The 25,567-nt window shown below is 42.9% G+C and carries 30 protein-coding genes and 1 pseudogene; 23 read left to right on the top strand and 8 right to left on the bottom strand.

Annotated elements, in window-relative coordinates:
• Window positions 1-5: 5 nt before the first annotated feature.
• Window positions 6-1,217, top strand: a complete 1,212-nt coding sequence (locus AM231_RS14220; RefSeq protein WP_054403125.1) for a WD40 repeat domain-containing protein — start codon at window positions 6-8, stop codon at window positions 1,215-1,217.
• Window positions 1,218-1,286: 69 nt separating this feature from the next.
• Window positions 1,287-1,976 carry a stalk domain-containing protein gene (locus tag AM231_RS14215; protein ID WP_054403658.1) on the top strand — a complete coding sequence of 230 codons (690 nt, stop codon included), beginning with the start codon at window positions 1,287-1,289 and terminating at the stop codon, window positions 1,974-1,976.
• Window positions 1,977-2,133: 157 nt separating this feature from the next.
• Here AM231_RS14215 and AM231_RS28195 read toward each other — a convergent pair whose 3' ends face one another.
• Window positions 2,134-2,394: a hypothetical protein gene (locus AM231_RS28195; protein WP_082341640.1), complete on the bottom strand. Its 261-nt coding sequence runs from the start codon at window positions 2,392-2,394 to the stop codon at window positions 2,134-2,136.
• Window positions 2,395-2,740: 346 nt separating this feature from the next.
• Here AM231_RS28195 and AM231_RS14205 point away from each other — a divergent pair, with 346 nt between their 5' ends.
• The 4 genes from AM231_RS14205 to AM231_RS14190 all read left to right on the top strand — a co-directional run bounded on the left by AM231_RS14205 (window position 2,741) and on the right by AM231_RS14190 (window position 5,689).
• A complete protein-coding gene (locus AM231_RS14205; RefSeq protein ID WP_054403123.1) occupies window positions 2,741-3,574 on the top strand; it encodes a creatininase family protein in 834 nt (277 codons plus the stop codon).
• Between the two features lie 166 nt (window positions 3,575-3,740).
• Window positions 3,741-4,184 carry a GNAT family N-acetyltransferase gene (locus AM231_RS14200; protein ID WP_054403657.1) on the top strand — a complete coding sequence of 148 codons (444 nt, stop codon included), beginning with the start codon at window positions 3,741-3,743 and terminating at the stop codon, window positions 4,182-4,184.
• Window positions 4,185-4,496: 312 nt separating this feature from the next.
• Window positions 4,497-5,174: a class I SAM-dependent methyltransferase gene (locus AM231_RS14195; protein WP_054403122.1), complete on the top strand. Its 678-nt coding sequence runs from the start codon at window positions 4,497-4,499 to the stop codon at window positions 5,172-5,174.
• Window positions 5,175-5,215: 41 nt separating this feature from the next.
• Window positions 5,216-5,689 carry a DinB family protein gene (locus AM231_RS14190; protein WP_054403121.1) on the top strand — a complete coding sequence of 158 codons (474 nt, stop codon included), beginning with the start codon at window positions 5,216-5,218 and terminating at the stop codon, window positions 5,687-5,689.
• Between the two features lie 54 nt (window positions 5,690-5,743).
• Here AM231_RS14190 and AM231_RS14185 read toward each other — a convergent pair whose 3' ends face one another.
• From AM231_RS14185 to AM231_RS14165, 5 genes are all read right to left on the bottom strand, one after another.
• Window positions 5,744-6,415 (bottom strand): ABC transporter ATP-binding protein, encoded by a 672-nt coding sequence (locus AM231_RS14185; protein ID WP_054403120.1) that lies wholly within the window; start codon window positions 6,413-6,415, stop codon window positions 5,744-5,746.
• Window positions 6,416-6,445: 30 nt separating this feature from the next.
• Entirely contained in the window at window positions 6,446-8,008 is a 1,563-nt protein-coding gene (locus tag AM231_RS14180; protein WP_054403119.1) for a hypothetical protein, read from the bottom strand.
• 12 nt (window positions 8,009-8,020) lie between these two features.
• Entirely contained in the window at window positions 8,021-8,818 is a 798-nt protein-coding gene (locus AM231_RS14175) for a hypothetical protein (protein ID WP_054403118.1), read from the bottom strand.
• Between the two features lie 132 nt (window positions 8,819-8,950).
• Complete coding sequence (locus AM231_RS14170; protein ID WP_054403117.1) at window positions 8,951-10,276, bottom strand: sensor histidine kinase; 1,326 nt, start codon at window positions 10,274-10,276, stop codon at window positions 8,951-8,953.
• The gene (locus tag AM231_RS14165; RefSeq protein ID WP_054403116.1) at window positions 10,273-11,010 is read right to left on the bottom strand and encodes a LytR/AlgR family response regulator transcription factor; all 738 of its coding nucleotides are present in this window, start codon (window positions 11,008-11,010) and stop codon (window positions 10,273-10,275) included. The genes AM231_RS14170 and AM231_RS14165 overlap by 4 nt, the downstream gene beginning before the upstream one ends.
• A gap of 270 nt (window positions 11,011-11,280) precedes the next feature.
• Here AM231_RS14165 and AM231_RS14160 point away from each other — a divergent pair, with 270 nt between their 5' ends.
• The 9 genes from AM231_RS14160 (at window position 11,281) to AM231_RS14120 (ending at window position 16,900) form a co-directional block, all read left to right on the top strand.
• Entirely contained in the window at window positions 11,281-11,748 is a 468-nt protein-coding gene (locus AM231_RS14160; protein ID WP_054403115.1) for an NUDIX hydrolase, read from the top strand.
• 26 nt (window positions 11,749-11,774) lie between these two features.
• The gene (locus AM231_RS14155) at window positions 11,775-12,314 is read left to right on the top strand and encodes a YfiT family bacillithiol transferase (RefSeq protein WP_054403114.1); all 540 of its coding nucleotides are present in this window, start codon (window positions 11,775-11,777) and stop codon (window positions 12,312-12,314) included.
• Between the two features lie 127 nt (window positions 12,315-12,441).
• Entirely contained in the window at window positions 12,442-12,924 is a 483-nt protein-coding gene (locus tag AM231_RS14150) for an NUDIX domain-containing protein (protein WP_054403113.1), read from the top strand.
• A 241-nt stretch (window positions 12,925-13,165) separates the two neighbouring features.
• Complete coding sequence (locus AM231_RS14145) at window positions 13,166-13,675, top strand: hypothetical protein (protein ID WP_131724741.1); 510 nt, start codon at window positions 13,166-13,168, stop codon at window positions 13,673-13,675.
• A 17-nt stretch (window positions 13,676-13,692) separates the two neighbouring features.
• Window positions 13,693-14,415 (top strand): HAD family hydrolase, encoded by a 723-nt coding sequence (locus AM231_RS14140; protein WP_341271621.1) that lies wholly within the window; start codon window positions 13,693-13,695, stop codon window positions 14,413-14,415.
• Window positions 14,416-14,455: 40 nt separating this feature from the next.
• Complete coding sequence (locus AM231_RS14135) at window positions 14,456-15,337, top strand: alpha/beta fold hydrolase (RefSeq protein ID WP_054403110.1); 882 nt, start codon at window positions 14,456-14,458, stop codon at window positions 15,335-15,337.
• Between the two features lie 18 nt (window positions 15,338-15,355).
• A complete protein-coding gene (locus tag AM231_RS14130) occupies window positions 15,356-15,868 on the top strand; it encodes a hypothetical protein (protein WP_054403109.1) in 513 nt (170 codons plus the stop codon).
• A gap of 31 nt (window positions 15,869-15,899) precedes the next feature.
• A complete protein-coding gene (locus tag AM231_RS14125) occupies window positions 15,900-16,184 on the top strand; it encodes a hypothetical protein (protein WP_054403108.1) in 285 nt (94 codons plus the stop codon).
• A 29-nt stretch (window positions 16,185-16,213) separates the two neighbouring features.
• A complete protein-coding gene (locus AM231_RS14120) occupies window positions 16,214-16,900 on the top strand; it encodes a class I SAM-dependent methyltransferase (protein ID WP_054403656.1) in 687 nt (228 codons plus the stop codon).
• A gap of 388 nt (window positions 16,901-17,288) precedes the next feature.
• Here AM231_RS14120 and AM231_RS29970 read toward each other — a convergent pair.
• Window positions 17,289-17,476: pseudogene (locus AM231_RS29970) on the bottom strand (transposase); the annotation flags it as partial.
• A gap of 142 nt (window positions 17,477-17,618) precedes the next feature.
• Here AM231_RS29970 and AM231_RS30345 point away from each other — a divergent pair.
• The 7 genes from AM231_RS30345 (at window position 17,619) to AM231_RS14090 (ending at window position 23,577) form a co-directional block, all read left to right on the top strand.
• The gene (locus AM231_RS30345) at window positions 17,619-17,699 is read left to right on the top strand and encodes a hypothetical protein (protein WP_340390707.1); all 81 of its coding nucleotides are present in this window, start codon (window positions 17,619-17,621) and stop codon (window positions 17,697-17,699) included.
• Between the two features lie 105 nt (window positions 17,700-17,804).
• Window positions 17,805-18,524, top strand: a complete 720-nt coding sequence (locus AM231_RS14115) for a response regulator transcription factor (protein ID WP_054403107.1) — start codon at window positions 17,805-17,807, stop codon at window positions 18,522-18,524.
• 3 nt (window positions 18,525-18,527) lie between these two features.
• The gene (locus tag AM231_RS14110) at window positions 18,528-19,937 is read left to right on the top strand and encodes a sensor histidine kinase (RefSeq protein WP_054403106.1); all 1,410 of its coding nucleotides are present in this window, start codon (window positions 18,528-18,530) and stop codon (window positions 19,935-19,937) included.
• 66 nt (window positions 19,938-20,003) lie between these two features.
• Entirely contained in the window at window positions 20,004-20,537 is a 534-nt protein-coding gene (locus AM231_RS14105; RefSeq protein WP_054403105.1) for a hypothetical protein, read from the top strand.
• A gap of 215 nt (window positions 20,538-20,752) precedes the next feature.
• On the top strand, window positions 20,753-21,907 hold the full coding sequence (locus AM231_RS14100) for an FtsW/RodA/SpoVE family cell cycle protein (RefSeq protein WP_054403104.1): 1,155 nt from the start codon (window positions 20,753-20,755) through the stop codon (window positions 21,905-21,907).
• A gap of 64 nt (window positions 21,908-21,971) precedes the next feature.
• Complete coding sequence (locus tag AM231_RS14095; RefSeq protein ID WP_082341709.1) at window positions 21,972-22,538, top strand: undecaprenyl-diphosphatase; 567 nt, start codon at window positions 21,972-21,974, stop codon at window positions 22,536-22,538.
• A gap of 28 nt (window positions 22,539-22,566) precedes the next feature.
• A complete protein-coding gene (locus tag AM231_RS14090; protein ID WP_054403103.1) occupies window positions 22,567-23,577 on the top strand; it encodes an LCP family protein in 1,011 nt (336 codons plus the stop codon).
• 344 nt (window positions 23,578-23,921) lie between these two features.
• Here the strand turns inward: AM231_RS14090 and AM231_RS14085 are convergent, their stop codons facing one another.
• The gene (locus AM231_RS14085; RefSeq protein ID WP_054403102.1) at window positions 23,922-24,170 is read right to left on the bottom strand and encodes a helix-turn-helix domain-containing protein; all 249 of its coding nucleotides are present in this window, start codon (window positions 24,168-24,170) and stop codon (window positions 23,922-23,924) included.
• A gap of 657 nt (window positions 24,171-24,827) precedes the next feature.
• Between AM231_RS14085 and AM231_RS14080 the strand changes: the two genes are divergently transcribed.
• Entirely contained in the window at window positions 24,828-25,475 is a 648-nt protein-coding gene (locus AM231_RS14080) for a hypothetical protein (protein WP_054403101.1), read from the top strand.
• Window positions 25,476-25,567: the final 92 nt, after the last annotated feature.

Below are 25,567 nucleotides of genomic sequence, written 5' to 3'. Positions count from 1 at the left end.
CTGTTATGAAACATAGATTCAGGAATTATGGAGTCAAGTTGCTATGCATTGCTGCTATTTCTGCAGCCTTGACGGCTTGCCAGTCTCAGGATCGGTTGACGATCGTGGAACCGGAGGCGGGAGGGCATCAAACCAGCCAGCCACCTGTTTCAAGCGGAGGTAAGACGCCGGGAGAGCGCAAGCTCACGGTTGTCGAAGGGACGAACGGGAAATCCGGTCAGGAACTTATCGTGAATGGGACACATCGTATTGCCTCGTCCAACATTGAGGCTTGGCTATCGGAGAATGAGGTTAAGGTTACCACAACCAAATTGATCAAGGAAGCAACCGAAACAGAAGAACCAAAATATGCGTACACGACTGAACAAGTAAGTATCAGTACAGGTGAGCGGCATGAGGTCACGAATCATGGAGAAGCTCCTCCTGACCAACATCTTGTTAAGGAAGAGGTTTCCCCGAGTGGCAAATACAGCTTTGTACAGAAATGGAGGGATAAATACACGGCAGACAACTTCATGAAGAATCTGAAGTCAGGCGAGACCATACCGGTTAAGGGTGGCAACTATATGGAGATCGGCGGTTGGCTGGATGGAGACACCTATGTTCTTGCAGCAGGCTCCATGAGCGGCAAGGGGGAGATACGACTCATATCCACGGACGGCACTTATACTACCACGGTCATAGAGGATAAAGATGTTGAATTTTATAATCAGTTTGGCGCAAGTAAAGGCCGGATCTATTATACTGATGCGAACCAAATGTTGAAGGTTGTTGAACCAGGAGCGTCGAACCCGATCCCTCTCATTGAGAATGTATGGAACTTTACCATCTCGCCTGATGGAGAGTATATTGCCGTCTCAACAGCCACTAATACAGGTGAGGATCAAGTTAGCAAACTGCTGATCTATGATGCGGCTGGCCATTTGCAAGGCTCACTAATCGGCAAGGGCAATCTGATATCCTATTTGTCCTGGTCGCCGGATTCATCCCGATTTGCCTTCGATGTATATTCGGAGAATGAGAGCGGAATGAACGGAGTATATGTGTTCGATACGGCTTCCGGCAAGGTGAGTTGGATGGCTCCTTATTATTCTGCAGTGCATCCTGCTGCCCATCCGGTGTATCCGCTGACATGGAGTCCCTCTGGAGAAAAATTAGGAATTACGATTGATGATCAAGAGGCTTTACTTGCAACGTATGTCATCGATTTTAAATAGGAAAATATCGTGCTCAACTATACTACCCATTGAGTTCAAGCTGGTGGGACAACGAGAGGAATGGATAACATGAAATTATTTAAAAAATCATTTGCAGTAGTTGCCGTGCTGGGTATGACGTTAACGGGAGCAGCGGGCGTCTATGCGGGGGCCAATCTAGAGAAAATTTCTGCTTATCTGAATCACAGCATCGGTATCAAAGTGGACGGGACTGTATATAACACGGGCAAAAAGTTAACCCCTATCACATATCAGAACACAACATACTTGCCAGTTCGTGCGCTCGCTGATGTGCTGGATGTTCCTGTACAATATGATGCAAAGAATAAACAGGTGTTAATCGGGAGCCATCCTGGAAACGGTGAGGCAATCGAGCTGACTAACGTAAAATACAGTGATGCTGAGCGAAAGGCAATCAAAAGTGCATTCGCCAAGTTCGATGGTTTTCAAACACCTTATGCCCCAAGTCAGATGATAAAAGGAGATATGTACCAGAAGACGGGTGCATCAGAAGATGGCGTCAACATGCTATTCAAACACATGACAGTATATATTTCCCCTAGAGACTACTCTTATGGATATGACAGCAAACCGGTTACTTTGTCTAATGGAGTTCAAGCAAAATGGTACACGCCCGATGATACAGCCATGCTCGGATTTCAGATTAAGGACCGCTTTGTAACAATCAGCTCACCAGATCATTCCTTAAGCAAAGCACAGCTTGAGAAGGTTGCTGTAAGTGTTGCTCAATTGAAATAAAAAGAGTTACACGGGTATTGATAAGATTTAGAACAGATAAAAAAAGCAACTGTAGTTGCAAAATGGAAAAGCTTGCAAGACCTTATAGATGGTCTTGCAAGCTTTTGATTATATGAAACTCATGAAGATATATTTCCTGGGCAATTTAATCCGAATACTAATTACGCTGCAATAGCAGGTAACCACTAATGCTGGAAGTTCTTTTACGGAATACGATTTTGAAGCCTACGTCATTATCCAGTAAACAGGCTAAGGCAGTTCTTAATAATGCATTTGGTGTCAAATCAGCCCGGCAAGGGGAAGCATTGCCAATGACGCGAGCGGCAACGATTCTACGCGGAGAGCCTGCAACTAACGGGTTTCTTGACCAGCTGATTAATACTAAGTCAGGTTGGCGGACAGCAGCGACACGACCCATTCGAATCACCTCTCTTCCAATAGTAGAGTCACTATAGTAAATGATAAGGTGAGATGAAGGGTGCCAACGAAAAGCGGAGTTTTTCAAACATGGATGCAACCCCATTGTTCAAGGGGGGAATGCCCTTTGGAGCATTATTAACGAATAAAATGACACAGGCGTATCTCAAATAAGACCGTACCATTCGATGATGATCGAAAGTACGGTCTTTCCTAAATTAGATCAAGAATGGATCGAACAGTATCTTGTATTTGTACTGATAATAACACACACTCACAGATAAAAACAGACTTGAAATTTTTGGGAATCCTCATACAATACAGACATGAGGACAGGAGGCGATACCATGACGTATTCGATATTTGCGGGAACGATGGCTGATATGAGTTGGATGGAAGTACAGAAGAGTATTGAGAGGGGGGCTGTAGCACTTATCCCATCAGGTGTAATTGAACAGCAGGGTCCCCATCTTCCCACAGGAACAGATGTGTATGGAAGCCATTTAATATGCAACAAAATGAGATCAGAACTGAACAAGAGTCATATTGAATGTCTGATCACACCTCCATTTTATTGGGGAATCAACCATGTTACGGGAGCGTTTCCCGGATCGTTTACTTCCAGGAAGGTAACGGTCAAATATGTACTACTCGATATGTTCGAATGCTTGTATCGTTGGGGAATTCAACATGTGTTCCTTGTAGATATTCATGGAGATCAAGCGAATGGGGCAGCGCTATATGAGGCGATCGTGGAAGGGAGAAAGAATTATGGTCTTGATATCCGCTCCGTCATCTCTAATTGGATTGCAGATGATCTGGGATTGGACAAAGAAGACGAGAATTTCCTGGTATTTGATGTTCCACTTCCAGATCTTCCTGAATCTGCATATTTGGATATCCATGCAGGGGAGAGCAGTACAGCGGGCATGCTCAAGTATTTTCCCAAGCTTGTTGATACGCAAGTTGCCGATAAACTGGAACCTACGAATTTATCATTGGAAGATTTGAAGTTATGGCAATCAGGGGGCGAGATTGCGAGAAATATGACGCCACAGGGATATTTTGGAGCACCAGCAGCATACAGCCATTTGAATATCGAGGAAATCGACTTTTACGAAGGTTTTGCAAAATATGCTTCACTGGAAATGAAGCATTATCTCAATAAGACACGAACATGAGAGGAAATTAAGGATAGGAAAAGTTAGTCTAAATCATTTTATTCCGAGATAACTGTACCATCACATGGTACAATTTGGATGATCAGGTGATTGACGGGGATTAATGAAGTCCTTGGGGTTCAATCACACACTGTTATGGATTAATGATAGTCTGAAGGAGATCGACATGATTAGGCTGCAACCTATTGATAAAGATAATTGGACCGAATGCATTAAACTGAAAGCGAAACCCGAACAGGAAAAATTTATTGCCTCCAATCTGTATTCTATCGCGCAGTTTCAGTTTCTCGAACATTTTGAAGCGATGGCTATTTATGATGATCAGACCATGGTCGGATTCACGTTGTATGGTTTGGATTCTGATGACGGTAACTATTGGATTTACCGTTTTATGATTGATGGGAACCATCAGCGGAAGGGTTACGGAAGACAGGCTTTACAATTTATAATCGAAGAGATCCGAAATAAACCTGACCGGACGGACGTGCTGATGTTGAGTTTTGACCCGAAGAACGAACTGGCCAGACAGTTGTACGTTAAAGCGGGTTTTGAGGAAATCGGTGTTATGCCTTGGTCTATGGATGAATCGGTAGCGACACTGAAGCTATAGTTAATTTCAAATAAAAAGGGAGTGTATACTGTTTATAACAGTTGAGCACTCCTTTTTACTCGCCAAAATTTGGAATAAAAATCCGTTAAGGTAAAGTCCTAGCATGTATCGAGTATCATACATAATCGGTTTTTTTATAAAAATTCCTAATGTAAACGTTGACATTGCGGAACAAAATGGTAATATTTTAATTCATTAGATATATATCGGTTGTTCAGTACCTACCGGTTGTGCTTGATCATGATCATGTCGCTACAGTTTTGCCCAACTTGGTTGTGGATGCATTGCAGACTATCAGGGAGGAGGTATCGTATGGGTATGGATTGGTATGACATGATCGCACGCAGAAACGGAGGGTACAGAGGAAGGGCGAGATGCACGATCGTTGGGAGATCAGCAGAAGATGTCTTTGAACAGCGGTTAGTGGAGATGCTGCCACGGTTCCAGTCGGTGCTTGATGCTGGCTGCGGGCATGGCGAGTTCACGATGAAGATGTCGAGACATACTGGCAAAATCATTGGATTTGACAACTCCGCAGAGATGATCAGGATTTCTAAGTCATTGCTTGAGAGCAGCGAAATTCGAAATGTGGAATTTGTTCATGCTACCACGAAGACAGCGATGCCTTTTCAAGACGGACAGTTCGATCTCATCTATGATCGCAGAGGCCCTACTTCGATTCTAGATCATCCAAGACTATTGATATCCGGCGGTACGGTTATCGGTATACATACGGATGTGACTGCCGTTAGAAGACGATTGTCCGAGAATGGTTACATTGATATTGAAATTGAGGAGTATAACGAAGCCATAACTTACTTCCCGGATACGCATGAATTCGCATTGTACTTGTCGGATACGCCGGGTAACCCCGACTTCACCTTACCAGAACGAAAGGGCGAGCTAGAAGCCAAGATTAGGGAGCATCAAATTGATGGTCAATTGGGCATACAAGAACATAAATATATTTGGAGAGCGATGAAGCCGTGAAATAACTTATTTTAATCTTATTTAAGAAGGAGTGTTGCATAATGGAGCATGATTTCAACCGAAAGTGGCTGGAGGACAAATTTGAGAATATTCGCAGCCGTACCTTAAACGTATTGGTACAGTTAAATGATCAGCAGGTCAATTGGCAGCCTAATCACTCAAGTCTAAGCATATCCACGTTGATCAGGCACATTGAAGGCAACATTCAAGAGAGGATTACAAAAGGGATTCTGCAACAGGATATTACCCGGAACCGAGAGGAAGAATTGACCCAGACATTTGTAAGCAGAGACGATCTCATTCAGATCCTTAAGAACCGTTTTCAATATCTTATTGATACGGTAAAATCCATGACGAACGAAGACTTTGAGCGGGTACAAATGGTTAGGGGCAAGGAGCGGAGCAATCTCGACATTCTGCATCAATGCGCCACGCATTATTCAGAGCATATGGGCCAAATTTTCTATATCGCGAAGCAATGTTTAGGAGTTCAATATAAACCCACATCGGTATAATAAGCAGTCCCCCTTAGATGGCGTACCAAGCGATCAAGGGGGATTTTTTATAATTTATCGTCTTCGAAAATAGGTTTCCTTAAGTTCTTCCGTAAGGAGCTCCATATGGCCCCCCTGAATAATGTACAAAGTATCACACAAAGACTCCAAATCATCATAATTATGACTCGTTAGCAGCATGGTTTTATTTTCTGCTTTTAAGCCTCTGATAATTTCTTTCATATCATTATAGGTCTGATAATCCAGTGCATTGAACGGTTCATCCAGGACGAGGATATCCTGTCCCTCCATAATCGCTTGCGCGATGCCGAGTTTTTGTTTCATACCAAGTGAGTAGTTGGCGACATGGGTTTTAAGTTCAGGGTCAAGCCCAACAAGCTTCATGGCTTCCTTGATCTCGGTGCTGCCAATTCTACGATTAATGTCGGCAAGAAACTTCAGATTCTTGAACCCGCTATAAATGCCGATATAGCCTGGGGAGTTGATAAATACCCCAACATTCTCAGGGAAATCAAGCTCGGTACCCAGCTGTTTGCCGCGAATATACACTCTGCCCTGATTTGGAGCAATGAACCCGCAAATGATCTTGAAGAGAACGGACTTCCCGCTGCCATTAGCACCGACAATTCCGATCGTGGAGCCTTGTTCAACCTCCAGATGGATATTGGACAGGACAGGGATACCATGAAAAGCCTTGGATACGCCCTCTACTATAATCTCCGCCATGTTGTTTCACCTCTCTATAGTTTTATTAATTTAACGAAAGCGTTTCTTATAACCGGCTAACAATACATAAAGACTTGATGTGATCACCAGGCTTCCAAGATAGAGCAGGATAAAGCTCCCCGAAAGTCCAGGCGCAGATGAATCCATAGCGGTTCCAAACTCACTACGCTGCACCAAACTGGACATGCCAACCGGGATATATTGAAGCCATGGGTAAGGAAGAAGATATAATCCATACAGGATCAGTATACCGACCATAGCTGCCGTCGCCTGGCGACTCCATAAATAGATAACGAACAGGAATAGGAATTGGAACAAGAGCTCAAGCAGCTTCGCTACGAGAAGATATAAATAAATTTCAGCCGTTCCCATCGACAGGCCAGGTATAAGCTGCCCTTCGCCAGCTGGCAAACCGCTGGTGCTTGCAACGAGCAGAGTACCGCTAGTTAACAGTAGAGTGTACATGATGAGAAATAAGCTGCTCATGCGAAAGATGGAGGCTCCCCAGAGCCATTTCGACCGAAGGCGCACGGTTAGCATCATGCTGTGGTCCTTTTTTTCATTCTCCAAAAAGAGCGCAAGCAGATAAATCGGCAAGGAGTTCATGATTATCATTGAAATGAAATCCTTCGGCTCAAAATAGCCGTGTCCATGTCCCCAGAACATAAAGATCATGTAATCGGTCATAGTGCTTTCTGGTAAAGCACGTATTTGCAGCAGTTTCCACAAGCTGAACACGATTATGGATACGAGGAGGCTGGCTATATTTTTGCGTGAAAAGAGCTGAGCTCCCAGATAAGCCGAGAATCCTCGGGGCAGCAACGTTCCCCAGTTGCTCTGTGGACGTGTGTGCCAGTATTTAATGATCAAGAAGGCAGAACCACCCGCCATTATCGCTAATGAGATGTAGCTGATCCATAAAGCATAGGGGTAGGTCAGGTTATAGAAGAACAGGATATAATTATTAATAAAAATGAACGGAATTCGGGTGAGCTCTGGGTGCTTGGACTTCATGCCATATACCATGAGAAAATAGAGCGTTATGGTAATGATGGCTACGGTCCTTCTCTCCGAAAAGTGATGAAGCGTCATGAAACAGAAGCTGAGCACGATAAGTCCAATGATCATATGTACTACTGACACAGCGGCAGCCTGCCAAGGATACTGGAAATAGTCGCTAAGAAACCACAAAACCGAGAGCGAAGATTGTTGTGAATCAGGCAGCGGGAAATCCGAACCGGACGGCAAGCCGATGCCGACGATTATGAACACAGCTAATTGAAGAAGAACGAAGAATGAGACGTTTACAGTCATCGCGGCCGTATTTATTCCGAAATAACGTGGATAATTCTTGATCCGAATCAACACATAGTCCAAGTCCTCTTCCACATGAGCATACAAGATATACAGAAATACAGGAGTCATGAAAAAGGTTATATAATAATGTTCCACGAGCATAGACAACACAAAGTTATCATAGGATTGGGAGTATCCTTTACGTTCTGCCAGGCTGAATAAGATGCAGCCCAGTATCAGAAGCAGGAGCCTAGGTGACAGAAACCGCTGTATTTCCCGAATGAAAATGGCTCTCATACGGCATCCCTCCTATGACGGGTAGACCGTGACTTTTTTGATTTTGGCAAAATAGAATAGGGTGAGTGCCGATACAAGCAAGACAAGCGCCGGACCGAAAAGCAGCGGCCAATAGCCGTATTTACTAGCGTTATAGAATTCCGGGTTGAAGCTGATATAGATTCGAAATGACTCATAACGAAGCAAGGAAAGGATGAAATTCTCCAGCATTACATAGATAAAAGGTCCTGTCAGAATGACAAAGATATTCCGAACAAACAAGGATATGACAAATCCTAGGGTAGCTATGATCGCGGAGAGCAGGCCTTGCCATAGACCTAACAACATCCCGTAAGCCAATGGATGATGAACGAACAACGAGCCCAGGAAATGTTGAAGTTCAAGTCTTGGAATTGTATTCCCCGTCGCCGTATCCACAAGGCCGTAGACCGGGGTGATTTCCGGTTTGAAATACAATGCCGTGATGACACCAATAAACATCGCTATGAACATGATGAGAAAGGAACTGCTCGCTACCACAATCCATTTGGACCACAAGTATCGGCTCTTCTTCACCCGCGGCAATGTATACATCAGGAATTGGTCTTTTCGCTCGAAATACATCAGCCAACAGACGGGAATTACAGCGACCAGGGGGAATAGAAAGACAATAATCTCAATTCCGATCTCCCACGCTTCCAGATCGTGCTCGAGGGAGTACCCCTTATATAGAGTCCCGGTCAAAACGGAAACGGTTAGGGTTAATCCAATCATGGAGATCAGAACAGGCCATTTGAGCTTGCTCCATTCGAGCAGCATTAAATTCTTCATGAAATGATAACCTCCTTGTGGTCTTCACTATAGCTTGTCTGTTACAGCTGTACAATAGATTCAGAACGAACAAGGGTTTTACAGGAACGAACGCTTTTCGTTCCCGTAAAACCCTTGCTTGAACCGTGCTTCTTATGGAATTCGTACACCAATTGAGAGGTAGGGGATACCTTGGTATTCGGTGTTGCGGGCAATGATTTTGCCGTGATGCTGAAGAACGATTTGCTCCACATTATATAGTCCGTATCCACGCGTGTTGTGTGATCGGTTCTTGGTCGTATACCCTTTGGCAAACATCTGCTTGAAGTCAATGCTGGTTTTAGGGGGATACGGATTCATCACTGTAATTTCAGTCAGCTCGCCTTGCTCTGCCCGCTTGGCTGTCACGATAATCGTATCCCCTGGATATGAAGCCTCCAGCGCATTATCAATCAGCACGCCGAGGATTTCGACAAGCTGATGCTCCTCCGTGCGCATAGACACGAGACGGACGTGAATATGAGGGAGAATCGTCATTTTCTTCAGTTCAGCCATCTTCATTTTTGTATATAGAAACCCGCCGATGACTTTGCTATCAAGCTGCAAGATTTCCCGCACATCGCTGTTTAGGATGACATCCTGTGTATAGGCTGAGATTTGGGACCTTGCTTCGGGCAGAGATGATGCGGTCTCCACGATACTATGAATAGCCAGCAGCTTGTTATGAAATTCATGCTGTCTGGCACGCACCTCGGATACCAGTTCATCAATGACCGGCAAGTATTGTTCAATTGCAGAAATCCTTTTATCCTGGCGTGATCGTTTGAAGTATTCATAGATCATCCAGATATTCATGCTGATGACAAGCGAGAAGACAATCAGGATTAACAGCAAATTCTGGGTGACAAAGGACGTTTCGAAATTGGCGTACACCATCATTCCAAGGACGGTGGCAGCGGACTGAATGAGCATGATTTTGGTGAATATCCCGCTGTAGTCTCCCAGGAAGTTATACCCTCGCTTCACGATAAGCACATAGTACAAAACTAAAGCCAGCAGAAGTGTAGCAGCTCGGTGGATGTAAGGAAACATCACTGCTTCACTTGGAAGGATGAGACCTGCCATGACAATACTGAATGTACGCAGCAGAACCCAAATCAGAAAGCTCAGGAACGAAACCGTAATTACTTTCATATTAGACATGGGGCGAATGAGCGAACTGTTCAGAATGAACACAATAATCAGCAGCGTCAATAAGAGAACAGGATTGTTCACTGGCAGCAAATCATAGTTGTTAATCTCAAAGCTACCCCAGAGAGAAACACCACCAAACACCTGATATCGAAACATCAAGCAGAGCACATGAAAACAGAGGAACCACATCATAACATTCTTTTCAAGACGAAGCGGCTGTCCCGCAAGTGCATAGCAGAGAACAAGCATGATGAGAGAGTCGATCAGTATTTGAAAATAGATCATTCGCAACCTCTGTTTAACAGAGCATCTCTGAATTTGTTGCCAATAGGTATGGATTCGCTGACACCCGATAGTTCCAAGAGCGACGCAGACTTATCAATTCTAGAAATATACGCAGTGTTAATAATATAGCTTTTGTGACATTGAAGAAATTCGGCATGATCGCTAAGCATTTCCAGCATTTTTTTCATCGAGAGTCCCGAGAGCCGGTCTATTCGGACTGTTGTACCATCAGTTTTTACATGAAGCTCCAAATGCTTACCGTACGATTCGATATATACGATGTGTTCCAGGTCATATTCGAAAATAAAACTCTTCTGCTCAATACGAAGGATCTTGGGCTTATGCTGCTCCTCCAGAGCAAGATGCTGGCAGTAGCGAATTGTATCCTGCAGAACTCTGATCACTTCATTCTTGGTAAAGGGTTTAATCAAAAAGCTGTAGCATTTAATTTCCCGGTAGGCGGTGAGCTCTTCATTCGCAAGAGCCGTTGCAAAAATGATCGGGGTATAGGCATACCTATCAACTGAACGCAATTGTTGGGCAAGCTGGGTGCCTTTGTAATCTTCCAATTGAATATCCAGTATAAACATATCCATAGGATGGTTATTTGCCAGCTCCAAAGCTTCGCTTGATTTACCGGTTGTATACACCTGAGCGGAAGGAGCGGTTTCACGTACACAGGCAACCAGCAGCTTTTCTATGAATACATCATCTTCGACAATTAGTATGTTCAAAAGGGCCCCCTCCTTGAGTTGATTTTGGGCAGCTTAACGTAATCCATTGTAAACAAGGAGGAGAATAGAAGCAAAGCTATTTAGTTAATTGGGTACAATCTGGGCATGGTCTTGTATGGCCTATTTGCAAATCAGGCGTGATTGCGCATTATAAGCGTTCAGGATAGAATGTTGTTAAGCAGCAGATATAACTTCTAAGAACCCGCCTCGTGGCTAACACCCAAGGTGGGTTTACGTTTATGTAAGGTAAACGCAAAGGAATGTTGTTAAATGAAAAAAGATATTGTTCTGGTGATGAGTGTGTCTCTTCTCCAGGAGGATCAAGTGCTCCTGATCCAAGAGAATAAACCCCTCGTTCGTGACACATGGAATTTCCCGGGTGGGCGGATTGAGCCGGGGGAGGCTATTCTAGAAGCAGCCAGAAGAGAAGTGAGGGAAGAAACAGGTTATGAGGCCGAATTGACAGGCACGACAGGCGTGTATCATTTTCTCAGCAGTTTGAATCACCATGTCATCATGTTCCATTTTACGGGACAGGTGGTAGGGGGATCTCTTCAATGGGCAACGGACGAGATTCAGGATGGCCGATGGGTCCCGATGTCTGATGTATTCGAGGATCATTGCATGGTTTTTCGGGATCCAGTGGTGATGAGACAGATCGTAGAGAACCTCAAGAATGGCGTGTTGCACCCGCTTACTCTTTTTAATCCGGCATCTTTGATTTCAACTTTGATGTAATCGTGAACGTTAGGAGGATATATCAAGTGGATGCCATCCGTTATCCGATTGGTCCGTTTATACCTCATGAAGAACCTACCAAGGAAATCAGGCAGCAATACATTCATCAGGTGCCTTCGATTGTACCGACACTTCGGCAGATTGTTATCAATCTTGCGCCGCCGAAATGGGATCAGTCTTATCGGGATGGTGGATGGAGCATACGGCAGATTATTCACCACATGGCTGATAATGATATGAACGCATACTTGCGTTTTAAACGTGCATTGACCGAGAATGATCCCCTAGCAAGTTCGTATCGGGAGGATTTATGGGCTGAGTTGAGTGACTACAGAGAGGTTCCTGTTGAGAGTTCGCTTACGCTTCTGGAAACACTTCATTTCCGGTTGCTTGTATTGCTTAAAGAACTTCAGCCTGAGGATTTTAGAAGAACGATGAGAACCCAAGTGCTCGGCAGCATCACACTGGATATCGCTTTGCAGCGATTTGTATGGCACAACCGGCATCATATCGCGCAGATTACCTCTATTATCAACCGTGAAAGCCTAAAGTTACATAAGGAGTGATCCGAGAAAACGCGATACCGACGCATTAATCAGCGCCATACATGTTAGGCATACTTTATTAGAAGAGCGATAAACGCTAAGCTTCGTCCTTATCATACATCATGAATTCAAAGGAGCTGTACTACCCATGGGAATGTCCGATTACTATAAAGATTTAAGAGACAAGATCGGGAATCAATTAATATTTATGCCTTCTGTTGCAGGAATCATCCGAAATGATGAGGATCATATTTTGTTCGGCAGGAAGCATCGCGAAGAGTTGTGGGGACTCGTGGCGGGTGCCATCGAGCTGGGAGAGTCGCCGGCAGAGGCAATGATTCGGGAAGCGAAGGAAGAAACGGGACTTGACATCATTCCTGAACGAATCATTGGGGTTTATGGCGGAGAGGAACGCCGGTATACATATACTAATGGTCATCAGGTGGAGTACTTGACGATTGTTTTTGAGTGCAGCGTGACGAGCGGCAAGCTGGATCAAGAGAATGACGAAATGGCGGAACTTGTGTTTTATCCAGAAGCGCAGCTGCCCCCTACGGCAGTGAAATATCCGAGGCATATATTCATGAAGGCCAAGGGAGAGCGTGCTCATTTTGAAGTGAACAGGGAATAAGGATTTGGAGTAATGACACAGCTCAATCATTGAGCATCTGGGTCGCGATCAGGACAAAGTGGGCAGCATCACGATCGAAGTGAGAGTTAAGGACGATGAGAAGATTGTGTACTGAGTTGCTGATGAATTTTTACCATAAGTGGATCTGATTTAGTTGGGAGGTGAGTGGCCTATAGTAAACCAGCAACAGTTACGTTGGAATTCGCATGCTGCTGTACTTGGTACGGTATTACTAATATACATGGTGGTTTACATCAGCGTTATTATCCGGTTGATCTACCATTATCGAATTGCGCTGTCGTTCGAGTCGGTATCTTTAGTAGCTTTACCCGTCCTATTGCTGCTGCTTATTCTTTATCTCATATCAAGAACATCATGGAGTAAATTGTACACCATGCACTATTGGATTGCAGGTATTATAGGTGTATTTCTCATAGGGTTTTCAATCTATGCTTTGAGTGATAACCAATCTCAGCAGCGCTTCGATTATAACCGTTGGGTCGGTTATCCTGACCAAAGAGCGATAATGGTGGACGATTTCTTGCAGAAATATGATTTGATCGGATTAACCCATACGGAGGTTATGAATCGTCTTGGTGCTAATGACAATGCTAAGCGGGTTCAGGACGATGAAGGTCAGGTCGTGTATGATCTCGGATCAAAAAGAAGGACCGATTACACGAATGAGCGTCTCATTATTTACTTTGACGAACGTGGTTATGTTAAAAATTACGAAATCTTGCCTAAGTAGAAAAACAGCCAAGTCCTATTCTTACAACCCCGGCAGCGGGAAAGCAGGTATTCAAGATACTAACAGCAATTATCTTCGATCTGGATGAAACGCTGACGGACAGAAGGGCTACGATTGACCTGTTCATTCAACGATTAATTGACCGATACTTTCCTAATGCCGATGAACATACTCAGCATAAGATAGCTAAACGCTTCAAGGAAGCGGATCATAATGGCTATCGGGATAAACAAGAAGTGTACCGGATAATGATTCAAGACCTTCAGTGGGTGAATCCGCCTACGGCTGATGAATACTTGTCATTTTTCAGGGAACAGATCCCCCTATGTATCCAGCCGATGGATCAGCTGCATTCCGTGCTGCGTTATTTGAAGTCTAAGGGACTAAAGCTTGGGATTATTACCTATGGAACCGTACAAGTACAACAGGCAAAGATCCATCAACTCGGTATAAGTGGATATTTTGATTCAATCGTGATATCTGAAGAGGCTGGCATCAAAAAACCAGATTCACAGATCTATATGAAGGCTCTTGATCAGCTCAAGGTAATGCCAGCAGAGGTTTGGTATGTTGGAGATCATCCGCATAATGATATTGTCGGAGCAGCAGGGTGCGGTATTAAGGCAATATGGTGTACGCGAGATGGAGAGTGGGATGATTCCATAGAAGTAAAGCCGTATCGGATCATATATAAGCTGGAAGAATTGATTCATATTTATGCCGAACATCATGAGGGTTAGCACTTGCTAAAGAGTTAAAAGTGATGGAGGTGTGTAGGTATTGAAACGATACAAAACCGAAGATGGGCAAAAGCTCATCTATGAATCTTATGACCGGTTGTTGGCTGATTGGAATGTAGAGCATGTACCACAGATGATTCCTACAACATATGGTGACACTCACATTATTACGGCAGGATCTCCCGATCAACCTCCACTATTGTTACTGCATGGAACGGGCGATAACGCAGCCATGATGTGGATCTATAACATGGAGGAGCTGTCCCGCAGCTTCTACGTTATCGCTGTGGATAACATCGGCGGCTCGGGAAAAAGCGAACCGAATGATAAGTATTTTGGAGACTTTGATCGTGCGAAATGGCTGGATGAAATCCTCGGGGCAATGAATATAGAGTCTACCTATATTACTGGGGTATCCTATGGGGCTGCCCTTGCTCAATATTATGCCATTGCCAGACCAGACAGAGTAAGAAAGCTGGTATGTATGGCTGGAGGGATTTCCGGCAGTCAGTTTGAAGTGATGGGCAAAATGATGAAGGCATTCATGCCGGAGGCTCTGTTTCCCTCAGAACGAAATACACGGAAACTGCTCCGCAAGCTGTGCGGCACCCGCACAGATGTATTTGAGAGTAAACCTGACCTTATGCAGCACTGGTACTATCTGCTGAAGTACTTTAACAATCGCTCCATGATGAAGCATACTGTTACCATCCACTCGCCAGCCGAAATTCAGTCGATCCGCAGCAAGACTTTGTTTGTTATCGGTGATCACGATTTGCTCAGTTATTATCCGAAATCACTTGCCAGACTGAAGTCGAATGGGATGTTGTACCGTATCGTGAAGGGTGCTGGCCATGCGATCAATCATGAGATACCTGAGGTTGTACATGAAGAAATTATAGGGTTTTGCAAGGAAGCTTGAGCGAGGGAATGATGACTTTTGAAAATTAAACGATTCACCGGTCTACTCGTCAATATGCTTGTCAGTTTGATCCTGGTTCTGTTCGGACATGCCATGACACCACGACCCGGCACCAGTTCCGGAAACGGAAATCCTGTCATATTGCTGTTCATCCCGCTAATCATTCTTATTCTGCTGATGGTGTATCAATGGATTCGTGTGTTCCAAGATGCGAAGATATCTGTAGGGAGATTGAGTTTGTTCGTTACAGTACTGGTTGGTTACATCATCGCGGGGTATGTATATCAGCTTCATAGGCTTGAAATCTATAGAGAAATCCAGGCAGAAGCATTTGAATCGAAAAATGGTTATGTTGATTGGCCTCATATAGAGTCCATTACGTCCGGTATTTTATCGATCCAAATGAACAATCAATTCTTCAATTGGAATACATATTTTATGATGTTGGCTTTCTCGCTTTTGCTGTGTTTCCTGTACAGATTGATTCAAGGGCTCCTGAACAGTAAGCGAGCGACACGAGGGGAATGTTAGGCGTGTATTTGGGTTTCGAGAGGAGGATCACATGACTTATTTCGATAGGACAAGAAAATGCTCCATCGTCTTTTTTAGCTTGAGCGCATTGTTCTTTATTGCAACGATGATTGCGTTTATGACCAGCCAATTCTCCGAGATCCTTGCTTACAATTTTACGAATGACTTAAGAGGCAGCATACTTACGGTTATTTTTTTGCTGATTGCCATCATACTGCTAGTTGCCGGCATAGTGATGAGGGCGATATGTAAGGATGCAAAAGAAGACTTTCATCGGATCGACAAGCTGATAAGCGAGTTGGAAAAGCGAGATTAATCGTTCCGATTTAGGAGGGGGTATACGTGGTGTCTATTGATGAAATTTACGGCCAACAGGCTAAAGCCTATGAGGCCATGGTTAGCAAACAGCCCGACTTATCCAAGATTATTCGTGAATTAAAGCCTTATGAGGGACTGGATGTGCTGGATTTGGGAGCCGGATCAGGGCGGATATCCATGCTGCTTGCTCCAGACGTAAGATCCTTGATCTGTACCGATATATCCGAGCCGATGTTACATATATTGGACGAGAAATTATTTGAAGCTTATGATTTCCGCAATTGGACTACCGTAGTCGCTGATCATCGCATCCTGCCGGTTGATTCCTCGAGTGTTGATCTGATTGTATCGGGTTGGAGCATTAGTTATTTGGCCAATTCAGGCGAAGAGGATGGCCGTGAGAATCTGAGGCTTGTCATGGCGGAACTGAGGCGTGTCTTGAGGCCGGGCGGAACGATGATTATTCTGGAAACGATGGGAACCGGAACGGAGACGCCGAATCCCCCTCATTTCCTAACCGATTATTATGCTGGATTAGAGCAGGAGTACGGATTTAGCCATCGGTGGATTCGGACGGATTATGTTTTTGAGTCGGTCGAAGAGGCACAGCGGAGCACGGGGTTCTTTTTCGGTCAAGCGTTAACTGACAAGATCATAGCGAATCAATGGTCCACGGTGCCGGAGTGCGCGGGGATCTGGTGGAGGCATTTTTAGATAGCAGTGTATTAACAATAAAGCTTGTGAAAAATACTACAGTTAAAGGCGATGGTGCAGTATACTCTATCTTGTGGTTTATGTTGTTTTGTTTATCCTTAACATTCCGTTATACAAGTGGATCTACAGACGGATTTTTGATAATGTGGACGATCTGAAGCAGTCGGTGCAATACTCGTTAACGCCGGATATCATCTCCTTGTTCCGCAGACGTTTCTGGAAGGATCAGTGGGGTGAGTTTAAGTTATCTGTTTTCTTAGGAAGCTGTTTTTTTATATTCGCGATCGAGTGTGTAATAGTGATCAAAATAGTGGACGTAATTTTTCAATAGGGTTATCTGAGGGTGTGTACTTTCATCTGTAGTAGTCCTTTTTTCTGCGACGGATTGTCAAGCTGAGTACGATAACTCCTCCATAAAGGCTTCGTGAGCAGATTTCCACCTCAAGCACTTACGGGGGCGGTTTTTGATGAGCCAGCGGCCTCAGCTAACACTTCATCCGAGATACCAGCAAAGCCATGACCTTTGGGAATAAATTCTCTTAAAAGACCATTGCTGTTCTCATTGGATCCCCGTTGCTAAGATACGGCTTTGCTCTCTCCTCGCTGGAAATGGCCTAAATAAAATTTCAAGAACATGTACTGGTTTATTACGGAGCAATATGCCCAATGACAACGAATAATATACCCCAATTGATTTACCAAGGAAAGGTCACTGTATTTGCTGCAACACGCTCATAATCCAGTTGACAGGATTCCTTGGTCAGTAGAAGCTTTTGACAAGTTAATCAATTTAGAGTAATATCCACATGTAATAATTACACAGGTAAGAATAAGGATCGGAGTACAAGGCTGTCTCTTTACAGGGGGGGCTTTTTTTGCGTTTTTACGTGTTAGAAATCGAGTTATGGGGGTGGAAGCTATAAATACCGCTAATCGTAATCAAGTACTTATTGTTGAAGATGATGCACATATTAGACGTTTTGTATCGATAAATTTAATAAATAACGGATTTGTGGTGAGTGAGGCTGCATTTGGAGGAGAAGCGATACAACTCTTCACTACGAATCGACCCGATGTTGTTGTTCTGGACATTATGCTGCCAGATGCTGATGGATTTGAAATCTGCCGACAGTTAAGAGAGATAGAGCCTGCGGTCATTATCGTCTTTTTAACTGCCCGCGGACAAGATCTGGACAAGATCAAAGGATTAGAAATCGGAGCTGATGATTATATTGTCAAACCGTTTAATCCGTTAGAGCTTGTAGCACGAATTAATGCGATATTGCGCCGAACAGAAACTGCTCTAAAACCGCAAAGATCCGTGATTCAATCCGGTCCAATTCGGATGGATCTGAATTCCAATAAAGTGTTCAAACATGACATCTTTATTGAATTAACGCCGAAGGAATTTCAACTAGTTAGAACCTTTCTAGAACATCCCGATACAGCACTATCCCGGAATGAATTATTAAATCTCGTATGGGGAGAGGATTATGTTGGAGATCCTAAAACAGTAGATGTTCATGTGCGAAAGTTACGGGAAAAGATTGAAGATGATGGCTCCAAGCCACATTGGATTGAAACGGTATGGGGAGTAGGATATCGCTTCAGGAAGGACGGTTAAGAAGTGGGTATTCAGAAAAGATTAGTAGGAAGTTATTTTGTGGTCATCTGTATCACTGTTCTCATTCTTGAGATTTTTCTCATGGTTTACGTGAGATATTATTATCTTCATAATGTTGAGCGGATTCTGATGAATCAAGCGGAGCTGTCTGCTTCTTTTTTTCAGCAATATTTTGCCGATGAAGATCTGGAGAAACAATCGTATCGATTATTAAAGGGGTTTGCACATAACTCGGATGCGCAAGTACAGATTATTAATTCCTCAGGCCGACTTTTGCAGGACTCTACCGGACTTCCAGGCGGCAATGACATGACTACGTATTTAGATGTACGAACTGCACTCCAAGGACAACCCGGCACATGGAGGGGCAAGGACCCTTCCACCCAAGAAGCGATATTAGCGGTATCTTATCCCTTACGAGCCAATGATATCATCGTGGGAGAAGTCAGATTTGTCACTTCCTTGACTGAAACACTACAGACAGTTAATCGTATTTCAATCGTACTGATCTGTGTAGGTCTGTTTGTTCTTGCGATTGTTACCGTTCTTGGACTATTGTTGTCTCGGACCATAACGAGATCAATTAAGGATCTTAAACAGGCGGCAGATCAGATGACAGAAGGAGACTTCAGCATAAGAGTACATAAACGCTATCAGGATGAGCTGGGTTCTTTGGCTGATACGTTAAATATGATGGCAGGTAGAATTTTGAAGAGCGAACAGCTTAAAAATGATTTTATTTCATCCGTGTCCCACGAACTGCGAACGCCATTAACGTCAATTAAAGGCTGGGCCATCACGCTGAAATCGAGTGGGAATCACAACGAGCAAATCCTTAAAGAAGGATTGGATATTATTGAATCAGAAAGCGACAGGTTAACTTGTTTGGTGGAAGAACTGTTAGATTTCTCTAAACTGGATAACGGAAGGATTGTCATACACTCAGCACCTGTCCATCTATCAGAATTATTGCATCATGTGGGTAGACAACTTGCCCCAAGAGCTGCTCGGCAAGGAGTCTCACTCGAAATACAAGCAGAGGAGAATCTCCCTAACATTCATGCAGACGAGAATCGTTTGAAGCAAGTACTAATTAATTTAATTGATAATTCACTCAAATTTACAGATGCCACTGGTCGAATTCTTGTACACGCTTATACAGCTCAAGAACAAGTCGTTATTACCGTTGAGGACACTGGCTCAGGAATCGCAGAGGAGGATCTAGAGAATGTGCTGCAAAAATTTTACAAAGTTGATCCACATGCACCTGGCAGTGGTCTGGGTCTATCGATATCAGATGAGATCATTAAGTTACATCATGGAGAATTACGCATAATTAGTGAGGTAGGTAAGGGTATGACAGTCCAGATCTACTTGCCGATAAAAGAAAAAATAAATTTAACTATTTCATAACCACTTCGTTCCCTTTCAAAGATAGAATAGTAAATAACCTTGACAATCGAGGAGTTGGTAATCGGAATGCTCAACAAACTCATTAGAATAGGTTTCATATCGACTGCGTTATTGTTGCTCGGAGGATGTGGGATTCCCGCAACACCAATAGATATGATTAAGCCTCCGTTATCAGAAGCAAGTATTCAGCGAGACAAAATCAGCCATGAACTTATCAAATTACTACCTGACGAGGTTCAATTGTTAGTTCCCACGCAGGGAAAAGACGGTAATGATATCTCGTTCGGAGATATGGACGGGGACGGTATCGATGAGGCTGTCGTTGTATATGAAGAGAATAAAGCGACAGGTAAAATGTTAAAAGCGGCGCTATTTAAGCAAGATAATGAGGAGTGGCGAATCGTATCGGAAATCAAGGGCTTTGGTTACGGCTTGGAGTATGCTGGATTTCCAGATATCGATGAGGACGGTCGATCCGAGCTCGTGCTTGGCTGGTCATTAGGGGCTGCAGGAAATGGTCTGGACATTTATGGCTTGAGTGAAGATAAATTGATGCTGTTATCCAAGAAGGAGTATCACGGTAAGTTCGATCTTGAGTAATCCTTCCCAAGGATTGTAGTTAACAAGAGGGAGGTGTCCTATGATTTGAACGGTAAAATAAGGGCCGACCTGATTGTCTCCGATGGCCATCATAAAACACAATAGTCCGTAGCACTACGTCATGAAACAAGGCGTATGTTCGCTCATCGGATTATTTGTGATGTTCATTTTTAGGGGTGTTCCTACAGAAATTCAACAAAATAGAGGTACTCATCATGTTTATAACCCACATAATTTCAAAACTAGATAAATCCATGCTGTTCATTATATTGTGTCTTGTTGCCATTGGTACGATTGCTATTTATGGAGCCACAGTGGATACGAATTTAGAAGGCCTTCACATAAGTTATTTATATCTATTCGGTGCATTCTGCATTCCTATGCTGGTACTCGCATTGTTAGATTATAAAGTTCTGTTAGGTAAGATATCCTACGTTCTCTATGGAATTGGCATAGGGATGCTGGTTCTTGTCAAGTTTACCGGAGAGAACATTAACGGTGCTGTTCGTTGGCTAAGTATTGGAAGTTTTCAGCTTCAACCATCTGAATTAGCTAAATTATTTACAGTGCTTCTGATTGCTCATTTATTAGGCAAGCGAGAGGGAGCTCAGCTTCGTATTGTTCAAGATATATTACCGATTTGTATCATTTTCATGATTCCTATCATCTTAATCATGCAGCAGCCGGATTTAGGCACTTCTCTAGTTTTTGTGGGTGCACTGCTTAGTATGCTGTGGATGGGTAACATCCGTTCATTATATATGATTCTGTTCATCAGTATTATGATCATTACGGTAGGCATCATATTATGGCTATACTATGCCAATTTCGAATTGTTATCCAAGATTGTTGAGCCTCATCAAATGTCAAGAATTCAGAGTTTTCTTGACCCAGCCAGCGATCCCGATAAATCATGGCATGTTAAAAACGCACAATATGCGATAGCTTTGGGAGGATTGACTGGAAGTGACGTATCTTTTTTACGTAGAGGGTTTGTTCCTTATGCGTATTCCGATTCGATCTATGCGGTCATAGGCGAGGAATATGGTTTTTTGGGTTCTGCGGTGCTGTTACTGTTATATTTCCTTCTCATATATCGTATGGTTCATATCGTCAAAGATAGTAGAGAACTTGCAGGGTCATATCTTGTTACCGGGCTTATAGGAATGTTAGTCTTTCAAATTTTCGTTAATATAGGCATGCATATCGGTTTGGTACCCCTGACGGGTATTTCCTTACCGTTCATAAGTTATGGAGGCAGCTCACTACTTAGTAATATGATTGCAATTGGTTTGGTGTTAAGTGTCAAATTTCATAAAAACGATATCTATATAGATGAACTAAAGACAACCTTATTATTACATAAATAGAAAGCAGGTTAAGAAATTGGGCATTTCTCAAACAGATGATCTCGTATTTCAATTCATCAATCAAATGGCAGTAACATTCTCTGCATTAAATCCATTCATGCGATTTTTATCAGAAAAAGCGGAATACCTCTTTTACCTGGGGATTATTGTTTATTGGTTTACTCGCATCCATAAGAACAGGCAAATGGTGATAACAACTCTTTCGTCAGCTTGTGTTGGATTTGGTGTTGGTAGTATACTTTCTCACTTTTTTTATAGGGATAGGCCTTTTGTCCATCATACGGTTAACCAATTAATTGAACATGCCCCTAACGCTTCATTTCCAAGCGATCATTCGATTGGAGCCTTTGTAATCGCAACAGGTATATGGTTGTTTCGTAAGAAAGATGGCGTAATTTGGCTTGTATTGGCAGGTTTGATCTCATTCTCCCGAATTTGGAATGGTGTTCATTATCCTTTTGATGTCATCACAGGAGCATTTATTGGTGTAATTAGTGCATTTATGGTTTATCAAATGGTTCATCGATGGTCTGTAGCTCATAAATGTTTGAACGCTGGCATCAATCTTTATGAAAAAATCGAGAAAAATATTTGGAAAAGTTATAAAAAAGCTTCTAAACTCAAAAATTGAATATTATTAGAATTGAGTGGAGGAAATTATGTCTATCAAACCTAAGAGAAAAGCAATTCGTAAAGTTATGATGAGCATTTACCTTGTTATAAGCGTCCTGATACTTGGAGTTGGAATCTATGCGGGGTATATATATTATAAGGCGGATGCTGCGATTCAACGTGTGGCAGCTCCAAAGCTGGCTGATGATCCGATTGATTATGTAAAGAAGGAATCGATTCAACCCATGACATTTCTTTTGGCGGGTGTAGATAGTCGGGATGGTGGTGGTGGGGTGATGAATACAGATGTTCTTATGCTTGTCAGTTTCAATCCACAAACCCAATCTGCTAGTTTGTTGTCCCTGCCGCGTGATTTGCTGCTAAAACCTAAATCGTTGCCTGCTCATAAATCCAATTATTATTATGCATATTACTATATAAAGGATAAGTCAGAGGCTATTCCTAATACAAAACGTTTTTTCTCTGATTTGCTAGGTTTTCCAATTGATCATATGGTCGTGTTGAATTTTGATGCCTTACGGCAGACGGTGGACGCACTTGGCGGACTGCAAATCGATGTCGACATGGATATGAAATATAACGATTCCGCCGACGGAACGCATATCGATTTAAAAAAGGGCTTGCAGACTCTTGATGGTCAACAAGTGCTCGACTATGTCAGGTATCGTAAATCAAATCAAGGGACTCGGGAGTCCTCCGATTTCGCACGTAACGATCGACAGCAGCAAGTGATCAAGCAGATCATTGAGAAATTGGGGGATTTTCAAGGGATTTCCCAATGGGGAAACGTATTGGACATTATCGGTGAAAATGTGAAGTCTGATATTCCTGAATCTGATCTTCAACAATGGGTCTATAATTTCCCGAAAATCAAACCGAATCAGATTCGTTCATTGCAGTTGGAATCCAGTTGGAAAAGTCCCTATGTTTACGTAAACAAAGAGGATTTGCAACAAGCGTTGATAGATCTAGCTGATGAAGCAGGTATCCGTTCAGAAATTTCGTTTAAATGGGAAACTATTGGGGTATTGGAGTGATCAGTGCATTGAGTCCTTTAGTTGGTCAGACCTGATTTAACTTCATCTCAACTTTCGCTATTTAAACAATTAAACGAACCCTTGATGTAACTAGGTAAACTAGAGATCCAATCCTGCAGTTGAGATAAAACAGATGTTTGATTCTTCTGGTTCTACGCTTTAGCAAAAATGAAGTCATGAGTTGCTGGAGCGCAATCTGGTAGACCAGATCGCGAAATCGCCGGTCCGATAGTGGAAATATTTGACCGACATATATGTTGGTTTTATTTATATCTTTTAGTAATTGGCTTTATACAGCAAACCTTTGGCAAAGCAGAGTTCTTAAAATTAAGAAACGGAGAGTCCTACTCAAGGGACTCTCCGTTTTTTAGGTTTACTTGCTCCTCAACCAATCCTACCAACTCAGCAGCCTTCATATCCAGCGCCGCAGCAATCGCAAGCAATGAATTTAAAGTTGGTTGGTGAATTCCTCGTTCAAGCATAGATATGTATGTTCGATCAAGATTACTGCGGAACGCCAGTTCTTCTTGGCTTACCTTCTGCTCCTTGCGAATGTTCTTTAATACTTGGCCAAAAATTGCTTCTGATTTCAAGGCAATACCTCTTTTTGTAATCATTATCATTGTGTTTGTAATTGGGCGTCCACGGAGCATACTCTACAAAAAGATGTAAATATCTATTTTTTTGTGATATGATCTATTTGGAAGTAGCAACATATACCAATCGAAGAGGAGAACGAATGAAATGAAGAATTGTCCGAATTGTGGAGAATAAAAGGAACAGCTGGATTCCTTGTACAACTGCAAGATTTGATTTAAGGTATATTGTCCCCGTTATTTGCAGATGCCATTCAGCAAAAAAAGGTTAATATGAGAGTTGCATTTTTATAACGAGAAGTGAAGAGGAACGAAGCAAACGATGTGCGCCGCTGGATTTGGCGCCTAGTGAACGGGCAAAGATCAAATTTTACAACATCTACGAGTTTGAGTCCAGAACAAATCATTCGGATAGAGATAACCACAGAACAGTTTATGCCGGAGCAGACTGTAACCTGGATAAGGAAGAACCCTTGGACAATCGGTAGGGATTGGGAAAACTGTCGTAAAGCATTCAGTATAACTTCATTTTAATAAGTTTTATGAGCCTGTAGTGTAGAAATTCATTAGGAGGCTTAATTTTGACTTATTAATGAAGATACATAGCAATATAGTTACTGTTTTAGCGGAAGAAATAGTGTATGAGGATCAAGCATGTTGATAAGACCGACTCAAGAAAAATACGGTTTTATGGGAGTTGGAGCGATGGCAAATAAGAATAGGCTTTCAGGCATAAACAGCCGTGGAAGTAATCAGGTTAGACTGGAAGGTGAACAAATGATGCCAGAACAGCCTCAAAGTGAAAATGAGCAGATAAGTATTGAGCATCAGGCAGAAGAAGTTCAAGTTCGTGAAGAGACAGGGCAAGAACAAACTCAACAAGAAAAGCTAGTCTCGGTTATGGAAGAATCAACTCCAATTGAGGTAGCTAATGAGAATTCAAATGAAAAGCCGATTATTCAAGAGGAACAGGAGATCGTCCCTGAACAAGGGGATAGCAAATATCAGCAAGAAGATTCGTCACAGCAGGAAGCAGTATTAAATGAAGCCAATACGCAAGAGTTGAAGCAAGAACTATATGAAGACAAAGAAGAGCGACCACTTGCCATTGAAGATATTGTAAAGCCGGGAAAATTCGGAGTAACGAACAGCCAAATGATTCCGGCCATTAAGCAAGTGATCGCGGATGGCTCAGTAGAAAAGCTGAGGATGCTTCGCTCCATCTACCTATATTCCTTCGAGAATTCACTAAGGTATCTGAAGAAGTCGGAGCGAGAATTCATTCAAAATAACATGAAATAGAACAAGCCGGAGCATGGATGAACTGCACCCCAATTGTTAGACACACTCTAACAGTTGGAGGTGCAGTTTTTTATGACTAAATTTACGAAGGA

Source organism: Paenibacillus solani, from assembly GCF_001277345.1.
GTDB classification, from domain to species: Bacteria; Bacillota; Bacilli; order Paenibacillales; family Paenibacillaceae; genus Paenibacillus_AQ; species Paenibacillus_AQ solani.
This window is presented reverse-complemented; position numbering and strand designations above follow the sequence as displayed.

Coding starts and splice junctions, on each gene's coding strand:
- AM231_RS14160 (WP_054403115.1), top strand. CDS start 11,281: ATGAAAAAAGATATTGTTCTGGTGATGAGTGTGTCTCTTCTCCAGGAG.
- AM231_RS14080 (WP_054403101.1), top strand. CDS start 24,828: ATGTTGATAAGACCGACTCAAGAAAAATACGGTTTTATGGGAGTTGGA.
- AM231_RS14100 (WP_054403104.1), top strand. CDS start 20,753: ATGTTTATAACCCACATAATTTCAAAACTAGATAAATCCATGCTGTTC.
- AM231_RS14090 (WP_054403103.1), top strand. CDS start 22,567: ATGTCTATCAAACCTAAGAGAAAAGCAATTCGTAAAGTTATGATGAGC.
- AM231_RS14150 (WP_054403113.1), top strand. CDS start 12,442: ATGGGAATGTCCGATTACTATAAAGATTTAAGAGACAAGATCGGGAAT.
- AM231_RS14195 (WP_054403122.1), top strand. CDS start 4,497: ATGGGTATGGATTGGTATGACATGATCGCACGCAGAAACGGAGGGTAC.
- AM231_RS14190 (WP_054403121.1), top strand. CDS start 5,216: ATGGAGCATGATTTCAACCGAAAGTGGCTGGAGGACAAATTTGAGAAT.
- AM231_RS14175 (WP_054403118.1), bottom strand. CDS start 8,818: ATGAAGAATTTAATGCTGCTCGAATGGAGCAAGCTCAAATGGCCTGTT.
- AM231_RS14095 (WP_082341709.1), top strand. CDS start 21,972: ATGGCAGTAACATTCTCTGCATTAAATCCATTCATGCGATTTTTATCA.
- AM231_RS14170 (WP_054403117.1), bottom strand. CDS start 10,276: ATGATCTATTTTCAAATACTGATCGACTCTCTCATCATGCTTGTTCTC.
- AM231_RS28195 (WP_082341640.1), bottom strand. CDS start 2,394: ATGGGTCGTGTCGCTGCTGTCCGCCAACCTGACTTAGTATTAATCAGC.
- AM231_RS14105 (WP_054403105.1), top strand. CDS start 20,004: ATGCTCAACAAACTCATTAGAATAGGTTTCATATCGACTGCGTTATTG.
- AM231_RS14215 (WP_054403658.1), top strand. CDS start 1,287: ATGAAATTATTTAAAAAATCATTTGCAGTAGTTGCCGTGCTGGGTATG.
- AM231_RS14205 (WP_054403123.1), top strand. CDS start 2,741: ATGACGTATTCGATATTTGCGGGAACGATGGCTGATATGAGTTGGATG.
- AM231_RS14125 (WP_054403108.1), top strand. CDS start 15,900: ATGACTTATTTCGATAGGACAAGAAAATGCTCCATCGTCTTTTTTAGC.
- AM231_RS14115 (WP_054403107.1), top strand. CDS start 17,805: ATGGGGGTGGAAGCTATAAATACCGCTAATCGTAATCAAGTACTTATT.
- AM231_RS14185 (WP_054403120.1), bottom strand. CDS start 6,415: ATGGCGGAGATTATAGTAGAGGGCGTATCCAAGGCTTTTCATGGTATC.
- AM231_RS14145 (WP_131724741.1), top strand. CDS start 13,166: ATGGTGGTTTACATCAGCGTTATTATCCGGTTGATCTACCATTATCGA.
- AM231_RS14180 (WP_054403119.1), bottom strand. CDS start 8,008: ATGAGAGCCATTTTCATTCGGGAAATACAGCGGTTTCTGTCACCTAGG.
- AM231_RS14220 (WP_054403125.1), top strand. CDS start 6: ATGAAACATAGATTCAGGAATTATGGAGTCAAGTTGCTATGCATTGCT.
- AM231_RS14200 (WP_054403657.1), top strand. CDS start 3,741: ATGATTAGGCTGCAACCTATTGATAAAGATAATTGGACCGAATGCATT.